Below are 14,391 nucleotides of genomic sequence, written 5' to 3' on the forward strand. Positions count from 1 at the left end.
CTCATTTCTCAATGAGAGCAGGTTCAAACCAGTTCAGCTTTTGGTGAAAATGAACGACATCCCCAACCACGATTAAACTTGGATGCTCGATGCCTTCTTTTTCAACGGTTTCAGACAGTGTCGCTACAGTGCAACAAGTCGTCTTTTGCCTCGTCGTGGTTCCCCAGTGTATAAACGCTGCTGGCGTTGCAGGATCGCGTCCATTTTTTATCAGAAGCTGCTGCACTCTTTCTACGTTTTTGACGCCCATGTAAATCACAAGGGTATCAATCCCCGTAGCCAGTGCTTCCCATTTTTCTTCAAAATGCTCATCTTTTTGATAGTGACCCGTAACAAACGCAACATTCGAGCTGAATTCACGGTGGGTTACAGGAATGCCTGCATAAGCTGCTGCTGCAATGCCAGAAGTAATTCCTGGGACAACTTCATATGGAATTCCATGCTCAGCTAAGCATTCGATTTCTTCACCGCCGCGTCCAAATACAAAGGGATCGCCGCCTTTCAGCCGGACGACAACATTCCCTTCTTTTGCATGGGTGACAAGGGCTTCATTAATGGCTTCCTGTCTCATCGTATGATGATTCGGCAGCTTTCCGCAATAAATTAATTCCGCCTCGGGTTTGGCGTGGGCGAGTATTTCTTGATTGACAAGACGATCATATAAAATGACATCTGCCTGCTGTATTGCCTTATGGGCTTTTAATGTAATTAAGTCTGGATCCCCAGGTCCAGCCCCCACAATGTATACTTTCCCCATCGTGCTTTTCTCCCCCTGCCATCAGGCGATTATTTCGCTTTTTCTTTTACATAATCAACAAGACGTTGTTTGGACTCTTCACGCGATAATTCACCTGTATCTAGAACGAGCTCAGGTGCTGCTGGCTCTTCATATGGTGAATCAATTCCGGTGAAAAATGGAATTTCGCCATTTCTAGCTTTTTTATATAACCCCTTTGGATCACGTTCTTCGCATACGTTCAAATCACATTTCACAAACACTTCGTGAAATTCCCCTGCTTCCACTAACTGTCTGACAATGCGGCGGTCTTCTTGAAATGGAGAAATAAAAGCCGTGATAACTATCGTTCCTTGCTCAACAAACAATTTCGCCACTTCTCCGATGCGGCGGATGTTCTCTTTTCTGTCATCATCTGAAAACCCTAAATCTTTATTCAATCCATGCCGCACATTATCACCATCAAGAACGGTCACTTGATAACCTTGTTCAAACAGCTCTCTAGCCGCTGCATTTGCAATTGTTGATTTACCTGATCCACTTAGACCTGTGAGCCAAATAATGCCGCTTTTATGATTGTTTTTCTGTTGATATTCTTTTTTTGTAATAGATGAATCATGCCACACGATATGTTCGTTGCTCATGCCATACCCTCCCATTAAGATACCGTCGTTTTTAATCCTTCGATTAATGTTTCAATGACTTCTTTTCGGCTGAACGTGCTTGGCGGTAATTCTCCGTTTCTTAGCATCGTTCGAACCTTTGTACCTGAAAGAATGACATGCTCGCTTTTATCGTGAGGACATGTTTTTGGTGTTGCCATTGCTTCACATGTATTACAGTAGAAGCTATGTTCAAATTTTAACGGGGTAATGCCAATTTCTTCGCTTGTAAATTGTTCAAATAACTCCTGCGCCTCGTATGTGCCGTAATAATCACCAACACCTGCATGATCTCTTCCCACAATAAAGTGAGTACAGCCATAATTTTTACGAACAAGTGCGTGAAAGATTGCTTCCTTTGGTCCAGCATAACGCATTGCCGCAGGAAAAACACCTAAAAAGACGCGATCTTTTGGGTAATAACCGTTCAATAACACTTGATAACTTTTCATTCTCACATCTGCCGGAATATCGTCTGATTTTGTTTCGCCGACAAGTGGATTTAAAAACAAACCATCGACGGTTTCAAGTGCTGTCTTTTGAATATATTCATGGGCACGGTGAACAGGGTTTCTCGTTTGGAAACCAACAATGGTTTTCCAGCCGTTCTCCTTAAAATGACGTCTTGTTTCTTCCGGCTCATACGTAAATTGAGGGAATGGTTTTTCGCTGCGTTTCGTCAGTGTAATTTTACCACCAATGTAAGTGTCACCGCGTTCAAATAATTTTTTCACACCTGGATGATTGCGGTCATCAGTTTTGTACACATTCACCGCTTCTTTTTCTTTATCTGGTGTGTACTGATCCTCTACTTCAATTACGCCATATACAGTTCCATTATACGATAGACGCACAATATCGCCTTGATGGATTTCCGCTGCCTTTTCCTTTGTCACTGGCAGTGTAATAGGAAGAGACCAAACGACACCACTTGCTAGCCGCATACTGCTCACAACGGATTCATAATCAGCTTTTGTTAAAAATCCTTCAATTGGGCTATACCCACCAATTGCTATGAGTTCAAGGTCTGCAAAAGAGATAGCATCTAGTTCAATTTCCTTTGCAACCGTGCTGAGATCATATTCTTCATTTACTCGATTAATTAATACGCCACCATGTGGTGTTAAACTCATTTGTATCTTCCTCTCAATGTTCATATTTAGTAGATGTTAATAGTCGGATTTAACATTAAATCCCGCCGCCCTGTTCATGAATCGAGCTGCTCTCATTTTTGACTGCCTTCATCAGACTTAGCGCACCAAGTGAGGCAAGCAGTACACTCATCATGATAAAGATAGAGTAATAGTCACCTTTTAAGAAAAGGCTCACTAGCAAATACGATAGACTAAGTGATAAAAAGGGTGATACTACCCACACTTTCAGCATTTTTTTCACCACATGTTTATGAAAAATATTAGGTCCACCTTTTGCCATGCCAAGTCCAATGATAGACGAGGAGGTGATTTGGGTAAGTGGAACAGGTAGCCCAAAAATAGAGCTGATGATGACAAGTCCAGCACCGGTACCTGAAAGCAATATCCCTTCGCCCGTTTGATAGCGGGTGATTTTCTTTCCATTTGTTTCTAGTACCCTTCTTCCTAATAAAAGAGCACCAAGTGCAACGAAAAGCCCACCGTAAAGCGTTCCTTGCCCAACAGATAAAATGCCTGAAGCAACAAGGGGACCTACAGCATTGGCGACATTGTTCATCCCAGCAGAAAATGCTTCTAGAAATCCACTAATGATCAAAATAATCGATAAAATCAAAGTCCCTTTTTTTGAAAAGGTTCGTTTCGGGAACATTCTGATGATTTTGACTACAATGAATGTAAAAAGAAAAGCAACAATAGGAATGATGACCCAAAAGGACACGATGACTAAAATGGATTTCACATACAATACTTTATACGCTACCGCAACTCCAACGACAGCACCTACTGTCACCTCACTCGTTGATAAAGGGATCGCCATCAAATTCGCTATAAAGAGTGATAATGCAGCAGAACCAATAATAATACAAACAATTTCAAGTGTAATGACGGATTCAGGCATAATCCCAGAACTGATGGTTTTGACGACCTCACCGCCGCCAATGACTGATCCTGCTAAAATCCCAACCGCACATACACTGAGTGCAAAGATTGGCTTTCGAATCGCGCCTGATCCGTATGCGATGCCCATTGAAGCAGCTGCACCACTCGCGCCAATGTTTAGCGCGAAAAATAAACTAAATAAAATTGCGGCAATTTCCATACACTATGCTCCCTTACTCATGTAATCCGCACTCAGTCTTAGCTGTGCCTGACCATCTGCCAGACCGCAGATCCTCGGCAGTAAATGCTGGCTGTGTACACGGCGCACAGCCGATACTTGGATATCCCTGATCGTGCAGCGGATTATAAGTAAGTTCTTCTCTAGATGCATATCTCCATATGTCCTTCCACGTCCAGTGGATAAGCGGACATACTTTCACTGATTTGAATTTTTCATCCTTATTTAAAAAGTTCGTCCCTGCTCGCTTAGGTGACTGCTCTCTTCTTAAGCCAGAAAGCCATGCAGGATAGCCTGATAACGCTTCTTGCAAAGGAATGACCTTCCGCATATGGCAGCAGCTTTGAGGATCCGTTTTCCATAGTTGATCACCATGTTGCTCGTTTTGCTCCTCCACCGTCAGCTCAGGGGTTTTCAGCACAATATCTAAACCCGGGTATCTTTCCTTTACCGCATCAATTGTGTCGTACGTTTCCTTAAAATGCAGACCTGTATCTAAAAAGACAATTCTTGCATCCTTTTTTACTTTCGCAATCAAATCAATAAGGACAATGCCTTCAATACCAAAACTACATGCATAAACGAGCTGATCACCATAATGACCGTATGCCCATTTCAGCACAGATAAGGCCCCTTTATACAAATCATCTTCTTGAAATGTAATGGACGGCTCTTGCCAATTTTCATAAGTTAACATTGTTTCTCCCCTTCCGGAGTATCACTACTCTTCGCACTACGTCAACTGATTTTTCTGTTTTCTTCCACTTGAATCACTTGACCGTCCTGAACAATCAGTGCAACTAAACTGAATTCATATCCCCAATCAGTTTCTGCATAGTCTTCATCCTGCTTTTGCTCTCACTTCCCCCTCACCATTAAAATAAAAAAACTTCCTTTCAGTCCGAAAGAAAGATGAGGAAGCTCACGATTTCCTTATCTTTCAAAATAGAATCATTTTGCAGGAAGTAGCACCTTGCATATCGCAGGTTGCCGGGCTTCATCGGGCCAGTCCCTCCACCTCTCTGGATAAGTGTTTTAATTTGTCTTAAATATTAACACAATTCAAACAAAAGTCAACCCGACTTTATTGATAGGATTAGTTTTTATTTAAATTTGAGTCTATTTTACTATTTTTAACCAAATAAAAAAGCTGTGCGATTGTGCGCAGCTTTTTAAAAGGTTTCTTCCATCCAAGATTCAGAGGAAGGATCTTGTCTCCAGCGTTTTAATTTATTCATAGCAGAAGGCTCGATTGCTTTCAGCTCAAGTGCCACGTCTGTCAGTGTGTCATAGTCTGTTAGAGTAACATATGGAATGTTTTTCTCTTGGAATGCTGCCGTAGCTTTTGGCAAACCGTATGTGAAGATCGCGGCAACGCCTAGTACGTCACAGCCCGCTTCTTGAAGAGCAGCGACCACTTCAAGCACACTGCCTCCTGTTGAAATTAGATCTTCTACGACGACTACCTTTTGGCCTTTTGATACGGCACCTTCAATTTGATTCCCTTTTCCATGTGCTTTTGGCTTACTTCTGACATAACACATCGGAGCATTCAGACGGTCTGCCGCTAATGCCGCATGCGGGATGCCTGCTGTTGCAGTACCAGCAATCACCTCTGCTCCCTCAAAATGAGTGAGAATCAACTCTTTCAGACCTTCGGCAATGTCGTGTCTGACTTCTGGATAGGACAAGGTAAGACGGTTGTCACAATAGATCGGTGATTTGATACCGCTTGCCCATGTAAACGGTTCGTCTGGCTTCAATGAGACCGCTTTGATTTGTAATAGGTGTTTAGCGATTTTCGTTTTCATCTGGCAGTCACTCCCACTCTTTCAAAATTTGATGATAGGCTTCCAATGGTTTATCAGCTTTTGTGATTGACCTTCCGACAACAATTTGTGAAACTCCTTGCTTTTTTGCATAAGCAGGGGTCGCCACGCGCTTTTGATCATCGGTCTGATCATTTAGTAAACGAATCCCTGGCGTAACAGTGAGGAAGTCAGGTGAGATATGCTCATGAAGGGCTTTGGATTCATGAACAGAGCAAACAACACCGTCTAGTCCACTTTCATATGCCAATTGCCCGTACCGGATGACAGTCTCTTGCAGCGAACGTTCTATAAGTAATTCGCTTCTCATCATGTCTTCTGACGTACTCGTCAGCTGAGTCACTGCAATAATGTCTGGACGTTTGTGTCCAGCAGGCGTTCCGCTTTCAAGCCCTTCTAACGCAGCTTGCATCATCTGTTTCCCGCCAGCAGCATGTACATTAACTAGATCAACGCCAAGTGCGGCAAGCCGGTTCATTGCTTTTTTCACCGTTGTTGGAATGTCATGTAATTTGAGATCGAGGAAAATGTGGCAATTTTTTTCTTTAAGCGCCTCAAGGATGACTGGCCCTTCTTGGTAAAACAGCTCCATGCCGACCTTCACAAATAATGGTGTCCCTTTAAAGGGTTCTAAAAAGGCGAGCGCCTCCTGTCCTGATGGAAAATCAAGCGCGATGATGGGCAAGTGCTTCATGTTTCCAGCTCCTTCCGATACATTCCTCTACAGATGAATACCCATAGGCTGCTAATACGTTTGGCAGTTCTTCAATGATTTCTGGGCAAATAAATGGGTTCACAAAATTGGCTGTGCCAACAGCTACTGCACTCGCACCTGCTAGTAAAAATTCAAGTACGTCTTCAGCATTTTGCACCCCGCCCATTCCGATAATCGGGATAGAAACCGCTTGACTGACCTCATGCACCATGCGTACAGCGACAGGTTTGATCGCAGGACCTGATAATCCGCCTGTTTTATTGGCAAGAATCGGTTTCCCTGTTTTTAGATCTAAACGCATACCGATTAACGTATTAATCATCGTGAGTCCATCTGCTCCAGCAGATTCAATCGCTTTCGCAATCTCCACAATATTAGCTACGTTAGGAGACAATTTGACATAGACAGGAACGGAGGAAACGTCCTTCACCGCTTTTGTCAATGCTGCTGCCATTTGAGGATCTGTCCCAAAGGCTATTCCGCCTGTTTTAACATTCGGACACGAGATATTCAGTTCAAGGGCATGGACATTTTTTGCTTGGCTGATCTGCTTCGCTACTTCTACATAATCATCGACCTGTGAGCCAGCCACGTTTGCAATAATAGGCGTATCAAACTGCTCAAGCCAAGGCAATTCATTTTCCAGCACACCTTTTAGGCCAGGATTTTGAAGACCGATGGCGTTGAGCATCCCGGCACCTGTCTCCGCTACCCTTGGTGTTGGGTTACCAAATCTTGGTTCTAGGGTTGTGGCTTTGATCATGATACTGCCAAGCACAGATAAGTCATATAATGAAGCAAATTCTCTCCCGAATCCAAAGCAACCTGATGCAGGGATAATCGGATTCTTTAAAGATAAGCCGGGTAACTCAACGTTTAGCATGACAATGCCACCTCCTCTGCTTTAAATACAGGTCCGTCCAGACAGACTTTGACGTACGCTTTTTCGTGCTGGTCTGTATGACAGACACAGGCAAAGCAAGCACCGATTCCGCAGCCCATTCGTTCTTCCATTGAAATGTAGACAGGCTTATCGGGATATGAGTCTTTTAGCGCTTTTAACATAGGAGTCGGCCCGCAAGAAAGCATGACATCAAAACTCAAATCATTCTCTTCAATGACATTTGTCACGAATCCCTTCGCGCCATATGTCCCGTCAACTGTTGCAATGAATGTATCTCCGAGTGCTTGGAATTTCTCCTCGTAAAATACATCCTTTTTCGATTGAAAGCCAAGGACATGCTTGACGATGACGCCTTTTTTCGTTAATCGCTTGGACAGCTCATATAAAGGCGGTACTCCAATTCCACCACCGACTAGTAACGCTGTCTGACCTGGCTGAACAACTGAAGGATCATATCCGTTGCCAAGCGGCCCTAATACATCGATGGATTCCCCATCTCGCTTTTGGGAAAGGAGCTTTGTGCCCTCTCCCTCTGCGCGATAAATGATGGTTGCTTCTTGTTTCTCGGCATGAATATTGGCAATACTGATCGGTCTTCTCAGCAGCGGTGTCATGGACTCGCTGACCTTGATATGAAGAAATTGTCCAGCCGTTTGAAAGGAGTCCACAAGGTCACCTTTTAATGTCATTTCGTAAATATGATCAGCGATCTCTCGATTTGAGACGACCGTCAAGTATGCTTTTTTCATATCGTTACTGTCACCTCAGCATTCGTTTTCACTTCTGGCATTTCGTCTGCTCTAAATGTCATACTTTCTAGTACTCTTAAAATGGCTTCTGCTGTATCTAGCGATGTTAAGCATGCTACGCCATTTTCAACAGCTTCACGTCTGATTCTAAAGCCGTCTCTTGCTGGCTGTTTTCCTTTTGTCAGAGTGTTGATGACAAATTGGGCTTCCCCGTTTCGAATGACATCGAGAAGGTTTTTGCCTTCTTCTCCTATTTTGCCGACAACACTTGATGGGATGGAAGCTTGTTTTAAGTAATTCGCCGTTCCCTCTGTCGCTAAAATATGGTAGCCGATTGAATGGAATCTTCTCGCAATCTCAAGTCCTTCTTCTTTATCCTTATCAGCAACTGTCAGAAGAACTGTCCCGTCTTTAGGAATTTGAATGCCTGATGCAATTAATCCTTTGTAAAGAGCTTTTTCGATTGTGACATCTTTCCCCATGACTTCACCTGTTGATTTCATTTCAGGTCCGAGTGTAATATCGACTCTTCTTAGTTTTGCAAAAGAGAAGACTGGAACTTTGACGTACACGCCTTCTTGCTCTGTGTGAAGTCCTTCTTCGTAGCCATAGTTTTTAAGTTTTTCTCCTAAAATAACTTTTGTCGCCAGGTTTGCCATCGGGATGCCCGTGATTTTACTTAAGAAAGGAACTGTCCGGCTTGAACGCGGGTTCACTTCAAGTACGAACACTTCACCTTTTGAGAGAACAAATTGAATGTTTAGTAGCCCAATGATGTTGAGTCCTTTTGCAAGCTTGATCGTGTATTCTGCAATCTTCGCTTTGATCTCTTCAGATAAGGTTTGCGGCGGGTAAACCGCAATCGAGTCACCAGAGTGAACCCCAGCTCTTTCAATGTGTTCCATAATGCCTGGGATCACGACAGTTTCGCCATCAGACACGGCATCTACTTCAATTTCTTTACCTGTCAAATACTTGTCAATTAAGACTGGGTGCTGCGGATTGACTTTCACCGCATTCTCCATGTAGTGAAGAAGCTCGGCTTCTTGATAAACGATTTCCATTGCGCGACCGCCTAATACATAGGAAGGGCGGACAAGGACTGGGTAGCCGATCTGATTGGCAATCGCTACAGCTTCTGGCACTGACGTAGCTGTTTTCCCTTTAGGCTGCGGCACGCCAAGTGTTTCTAATGTTTGTTCAAACTTGTCTCGGTTTTCAGCTCGATCTAGGTCTTCAAGAGAAGTGCCGAGAATCTTCACTCCTCTATTTGATAGTTCGTCTGCTAGGTTGATGGCTGTTTGTCCGCCGAACTGGACAACGACTCCTTCAGGCTGCTCTAGATCAATAATGTGCATCACATCTTCTACAGTAAGTGGTTCAAAGTAGAGCTTGTCCGAAATACTAAAGTCTGTTGAGACCGTTTCAGGGTTGTTGTTAATAATGATTGCTTCATAGCCTGCTTGTTTAATTGCCCACACAGAATGAACAGTCGCATAATCAAATTCTACTCCTTGCCCGATTCTGATAGGACCTGAGCCTAATACGATGACACTTTTCTTGTCTGTACGTTCTGATTCATTTTCATTTTCATATGTGCTGTAGAAATATGGCGTCTCTGATTCAAATTCAGCCGCACACGTATCTACCATTTTGTAAACAGGTACGATGCCTGTTTCTTGTCTTAGCGTGTAGACATCCGCTTCATTCATATTCCACTCGCGGCTAATATAGATGTCTGAGAAGCCTTTTTCTTTCGCTTCTTTTAATACGTCTGGATTGCCTTTGTTTTCTTTTAATGTCTTTTCAAAAGCGATGATGCCTTCCAGCTTATGAAGGAAGAAGTAATCAATTTTTGAGAATTCATGTATTTGTTCAACCGTATACCCTCTTCTAAGCGCCTCGGCGATATAGAATAATCGTTCGTCTCCCGCCTTGATAATCCGCTTTTCAAGCACTTCGTTTGTGATATCTGCTTCATCTTTTAATTCAATGTGATGCACATCAGCTTCAAGTGAACGGACAGCCTTTAGAAGCGACTCTTCTAACGTACGGCCGATCGCCATTACTTCACCCGTTGCTTTCATTTGTGTGCCAAGACGTCTGTTGGCAGATTCGAATTTATCAAACGGCCAGCGCGGAATTTTAGACACAATATAGTCAAGTGCCGGTTCGAAGGCGGCATAGGTTTTACCTGTGACTGGGTTCATCATTTCATCAAGCGTTAAGCCGACAGCAATTTTCGCTGCAAGTTTCGCAATTGGATAACCCGTTGCTTTCGACGCAAGTGCTGAAGAACGACTCACACGCGGATTCACTTCAATGATATAGTATTGAAAGCTGTCTGGATCAATCGCCAGCTGTACGTTACATCCGCCTTCAATCCCAAGTGCACGGATCAGCTTGAGCGACACATTGCGAAGCAGCTGATATTCACGGTCACTTAACGTTTGGCTTGGCGCCACAACGATACTGTCACCTGTGTGGATACCGACTGGATCAAAGTTTTCCATGTTACAAACAACGATTGCATGATCACCGCTATCACGCATGACTTCATATTCAATTTCTTTAAAGCCTGCAATACTTTTTTCAAGTAAGCATTGTGTGACTGGACTTAGCTTCAACCCGTTTTCGACGATTTCCTTTAGTTCTTGCTCGTTTGTACAAATTCCGCCGCCTGTTCCGCCTAATGTATAAGCTGGTCTCACAATGACTGGGAAACCGATTTGGTTCGTAAACGCCATCGCTTCTTCTAGGTTATGGATGATTTCACTTTCTGGTACAGGCTCATTTAGTTCATTCATCAAATTTCGGAATAGATCTCTGTCTTCTGCTTTTTGAATAGCTGACAGCTTTGTCCCTAATACTTCAACACCGCATTCAGCGAGTACGCCAAGATCTGATAATTCAACAGCTAGGTTCAATCCAGTTTGTCCGCCAAGTGTTGGCAAGATCGCATCAGGACGTTCTTTTCGAATGATGCGTGTTAAGAATTCTGGTGTCAGTGGTTCGATGTATACCTTATCGGCCATTTCTGTATCTGTCATGATCGTCGCAGGGTTCGAGTTCACAAGAACGACTTCATAGCCCTCTTCTTTTAGCGCTAAGCAAGCCTGTGTACCTGCATAGTCAAACTCTGCTGCCTGACCAATGATGATTGGACCTGATCCGATCACTAAAATCTTTTTGATATCTACGCGTTTTGGCATACTTCTTCCCCTTCTTTCTCAGTTGTATGAATCATATCCATGAACTGGTCGAATAAGTAGTTCGCATCTTCTGGACCTGGTGATGCTTCTGGATGGTACTGGACAGTGAATGCTGGTGCTTCTTTATGTTTTAAACCTTCAATTGTATTGTCGTTTAGTGCGATATGTGTGACTTCGAGCACGTCCTCGTTAATGGCACTAACTGTGTAGCCATGGTTTTGAGATGTCAATGTCACCTTGCCAGTTGCTAGTTCTTTCACTGGATGATTTGAGCCTCTGTGACCGAATTTCATTTTTTCAGTACTTGCGCCGCATGCCAGCGCGAATAATTGATGTCCTAGGCAAATACCAAAGAGTGGAACCTTTCCAATCAATTGCTGAATCATCTCGACTGCTTCTGGTACATCCACAGGATCCCCAGGGCCGTTTGAAAGCATGATTCCATCTGGCTTAAGCTGCAGTACTTCATCTGCCGTGATATTGTACGGCACCACAATGACATCACAGTCCCGTTTATTAAGCTCTCGCAAAATACCGTGCTTCATACCGTAATCGACAAGGACAATTCTTTTTCCTCTTCCTGGGCTTGGGTACGCATTTTTCACAGATACTTGACTTACTTGATCTGTTGGCAGCTGCATCGTTTGAAGGCGGCTCACAACGTCTTCTACTTGTTCATCCGGTCCTGCAAAAGCTCCTCTTAATGTGCCTGCACTCCGAATCATGCGTGTCAGCTTGCGTGTATCTATTCCGCTAAGACCCGGGATGTTTTTCATTTTTAAATACTCATCAAGCGAGTATGCAGAGCGCCAGTTTGAGGGCTTTTCACAAAGTTCCTTCACAATCAACCCTTTTACAAACGGTGTGATCGATTCAAAATCATCACGATTAATGCCGTAGTTGCCGATAAGCGGGTAAGTGAGTGTGACAATTTGTCCGCAGTATGATGGATCAGACAAAATTTCTTGATAACCTGTCATCCCTGTATTAAAGACGACTTCTCCGACTGATGATTCTAAGCTGCCAAAGCCTGTTCCTTCGAATACTGTTCCATTTTCTAGCACTAAGCGTCTCTTCATTTTACTAGTCTCCCCTCTTCATACACGACTTTCCCAGATGCAAGTGTCATGACCGGCCATCCTGATACAGTCAATTTGTCAAACGGTGTATTTTGTCCTTTTGATAAGAAGCTTTTTTTATCGATAGCCATTTCTTTGTTTAAATCAATGAGTGTGATATCAGCGATTTGCCCTTTTTCTAGCTTTCCATAAGGAAGGGAGAAGGCCTCTGCTGGCTTGATCGTCATATAATCAATGAGTTCTTTTAATGTCCATTCACCCGTTTTGACAAATCGTGTGTACAGAAGCGGGAACGCTGTTTCAAGCCCGACTATTCCAAAAGGTGCGCGCTGCATCGTTTCGTTCTTTTCTTCTTCTGTATGCGGTGCATGGTCTGTTGCGATGAAATCAATCGTTCCATCTAACAGCCCCTCAATTAGTGCCTCGCGATCCTCTTTTCCTCTGAGCGGTGGATTCATTTTATAGTTTGTGTCAAAACCTGGGATGTCGGCATCACATAAGAGCAGGTGATGCGGTGACACCTCTGCTGTCACGCGGATGCCTGCTTTTTTTGCATCGCGAACGACTCGCACAGATTCTTTCGTACTGATATGACATACATGATAATGACAGTTCGCTGCTTCTGCTAAAAGAACATCTCTTGCAATATGCACCGATTCACAAATGGACGGTATTCCGTTTAACCCATTTGCTTTTGAAAATTCTCCTTCATGGACGCATCCTCCGTAAATGAGCGAGTTATCTTCACAGTGTGCCACAATCGCTTGATCAAGACTTGCTGCCTTTTTCATCGCTTCGTACATCATGCCTGCTGTTTGGATGCCAACCCCGTCATCTGTGAAAGCGAAGGCGCCTGCTTCTTTTAGTGCTGCAAAGTCTGTCATCTCTTCCCCAATTTGTCTTGTTGTGATGGAGGCGTATGGCAGCACTCTGACAGAAGAGGTCTCTTCGATTCGATTCATGAGCCATTCCATTTGCTCTTTTGTATCTGGAACTGGGCGCGTATTCGGCATCGCTGCAATTGTTGTATAGCCGCCTCTTGCTGCCGCTTTAGAGCCTATTTCAATCGTTTCCTTTTTCTCTCCGCCTGGCTCTCTTAAATGCACATGCAGATCAATTAATCCTGGTGAAACAAATAGCCCTTTAGCATCAATGACCTCTTCTCCGTCTTCTCTTTCTAAGTGACCAATCGCTTGAATCACTTCTCCTTCTACCCTAATATCCTGCTGCACTTTTTCACCTGTGCTTGTTAAGATAAAACCATTTTTAATGAGATACGACATAGACAGACTCTCTCCCTTTTTGATGTAGTTTGCTATTTTGAAAAGCTCTTTTTAATACTGCCATTCGGACATAAACACCATTTTCCATTTGCTTGAAAATGCGTGACTGTTTTGATTCTACGAGAGAATCATCTATCTCCACACCTCTGTTTACTGGTGCTGGATGCATAATAATGGCTCGTTCTTTCATGTTGTTTGCCCTGCTTACTGTTAATCCATAAGTCGATAAGTAATCTTCATTGCCCATTTTTTCCGTGTGCCGTTCATGCTGGATTCTAAGTAGCATCACCACATCAGATTGTTTAATGGCTTCGTCTACTTGGACATATGTTCCGTGAGGATTTTGCTCATCTTGAAAGGAAGCAGGCCCTGAGAAAAGGACGGTCGCCCCCAGCCTTGAGAGCACTTCAGCATTCGACCTTGCCACCCTGCTGTGCTTGATGTCTCCATGAATTGAAATCGTTAAGCCCTCAAAGCCGCCAAACTCTTCATAGATGGTCATTAGGTCAAGCAGTGATTGGGTCGGGTGCTGTCCGCAGCCATCTCCAGCATTGATGATGGGAATCCCCACCTTCCCAATCAGCTCGTTGTAGTATTCATCTGTACTGTCTCTGATCACACAAGCTTTCACGCCGATGGATTCGAGCGTTTTTACCGTATCGTATAGTGTTTCGCCTTTTTGAACGGAGGTGCTTGCCGCATCTAAGCTTAGTACATTCATCCCCAGTTTCTTTTCAGCGACTTCGAAGCTAAATCGTGTTCTTGTGCTTGGTTCGAAGAAGAGGTTTGCTACAAATTCTCCTGCTAAACCAAGTTCTTGCTTACCCTTTTTGAGAGCTGTTGCTTCTTCAATCAGCTGTAAAATCTCTTCTTTAGTTAAGCTACTCATTGTCGATAGATCATTCATTTTTCTTCCCCCTCTAGTTTTTCATCACTTTCAGGTTCAAAAAA

14 protein-coding genes and 1 riboswitch are annotated in these 14,391 nt (G+C 43.5%); all 14 genes read right to left on the bottom strand.

Annotated features, from left to right (window positions below; genetic code table 11):
* Window position 1 precedes the first annotated feature (1 nt).
* Window positions 2-757: a uroporphyrinogen-III C-methyltransferase gene (gene cobA / locus GPS65_RS09050; RefSeq protein WP_119124826.1), complete on the bottom strand. Its 756-nt coding sequence runs from the start codon at window positions 755-757 to the stop codon at window positions 2-4.
* Window positions 758-786: 29 nt separating this feature from the next.
* A complete protein-coding gene (gene cysC / locus GPS65_RS09055) occupies window positions 787-1,380 on the bottom strand; it encodes an adenylyl-sulfate kinase (protein ID WP_119124825.1) in 594 nt (197 codons plus the stop codon).
* A 14-nt stretch (window positions 1,381-1,394) separates the two neighbouring features.
* Complete coding sequence (sat, locus tag GPS65_RS09060) at window positions 1,395-2,531, bottom strand: sulfate adenylyltransferase (RefSeq protein WP_119124824.1); 1,137 nt, start codon at window positions 2,529-2,531, stop codon at window positions 1,395-1,397.
* Window positions 2,532-2,586: 55 nt separating this feature from the next.
* Window positions 2,587-3,651, bottom strand: a complete 1,065-nt coding sequence (locus GPS65_RS09065) for a sulfate permease (RefSeq protein ID WP_088001511.1) — start codon at window positions 3,649-3,651, stop codon at window positions 2,587-2,589.
* Between the two features lie 13 nt (window positions 3,652-3,664).
* Window positions 3,665-4,366 (bottom strand): phosphoadenylyl-sulfate reductase, encoded by a 702-nt coding sequence (locus GPS65_RS09070; RefSeq protein ID WP_003211029.1) that lies wholly within the window; start codon window positions 4,364-4,366, stop codon window positions 3,665-3,667.
* Between the two features lie 41 nt (window positions 4,367-4,407).
* The gene (locus GPS65_RS19855; RefSeq protein ID WP_088001608.1) at window positions 4,408-4,464 is read right to left on the bottom strand and encodes a DUF2292 domain-containing protein; all 57 of its coding nucleotides are present in this window, start codon (window positions 4,462-4,464) and stop codon (window positions 4,408-4,410) included.
* A 135-nt stretch (window positions 4,465-4,599) separates the two neighbouring features.
* Window positions 4,600-4,702, bottom strand: a riboswitch (SAM riboswitch).
* 139 nt (window positions 4,703-4,841) lie between these two features.
* Window positions 4,842-5,480 (bottom strand): orotate phosphoribosyltransferase, encoded by a 639-nt coding sequence (gene pyrE, locus GPS65_RS09080; protein ID WP_119124823.1) that lies wholly within the window; start codon window positions 5,478-5,480, stop codon window positions 4,842-4,844.
* 7 nt (window positions 5,481-5,487) lie between these two features.
* Window positions 5,488-6,192 carry an orotidine-5'-phosphate decarboxylase gene (pyrF, locus tag GPS65_RS09085; protein ID WP_119124822.1) on the bottom strand — a complete coding sequence of 235 codons (705 nt, stop codon included), beginning with the start codon at window positions 6,190-6,192 and terminating at the stop codon, window positions 5,488-5,490.
* Window positions 6,164-7,096 (bottom strand): dihydroorotate dehydrogenase, encoded by a 933-nt coding sequence (locus GPS65_RS09090; RefSeq protein ID WP_088001517.1) that lies wholly within the window; start codon window positions 7,094-7,096, stop codon window positions 6,164-6,166. Before GPS65_RS09090 ends, pyrF begins: the two co-directional genes overlap by 29 nt.
* On the bottom strand, window positions 7,090-7,866 hold the full coding sequence (locus tag GPS65_RS09095; protein WP_119124821.1) for a dihydroorotate dehydrogenase electron transfer subunit: 777 nt from the start codon (window positions 7,864-7,866) through the stop codon (window positions 7,090-7,092). Before GPS65_RS09095 ends, GPS65_RS09090 begins: the two co-directional genes overlap by 7 nt.
* Window positions 7,863-11,078, bottom strand: a complete 3,216-nt coding sequence (gene carB / locus GPS65_RS09100) for a carbamoyl-phosphate synthase (glutamine-hydrolyzing) large subunit (RefSeq protein WP_119124820.1) — start codon at window positions 11,076-11,078, stop codon at window positions 7,863-7,865. Before carB ends, GPS65_RS09095 begins: the two co-directional genes overlap by 4 nt.
* Complete coding sequence (locus GPS65_RS09105; RefSeq protein ID WP_012009896.1) at window positions 11,063-12,157, bottom strand: carbamoyl phosphate synthase small subunit; 1,095 nt, start codon at window positions 12,155-12,157, stop codon at window positions 11,063-11,065. The genes carB and GPS65_RS09105 overlap by 16 nt, the downstream gene beginning before the upstream one ends.
* Window positions 12,154-13,440, bottom strand: a complete 1,287-nt coding sequence (locus GPS65_RS09110; RefSeq protein WP_161985409.1) for a dihydroorotase — start codon at window positions 13,438-13,440, stop codon at window positions 12,154-12,156. Before GPS65_RS09110 ends, GPS65_RS09105 begins: the two co-directional genes overlap by 4 nt.
* The gene (locus GPS65_RS09115) at window positions 13,424-14,347 is read right to left on the bottom strand and encodes an aspartate carbamoyltransferase catalytic subunit (RefSeq protein ID WP_119124818.1); all 924 of its coding nucleotides are present in this window, start codon (window positions 14,345-14,347) and stop codon (window positions 13,424-13,426) included. Before GPS65_RS09115 ends, GPS65_RS09110 begins: the two co-directional genes overlap by 17 nt.
* Window positions 14,348-14,391 lie beyond the last annotated feature (44 nt).

Origin of the sequence: Bacillus pumilus (assembly GCF_009937765.1) — a bacterium.
Taxonomy (GTDB): domain Bacteria; phylum Bacillota; class Bacilli; order Bacillales; family Bacillaceae; genus Bacillus; species Bacillus pumilus_O.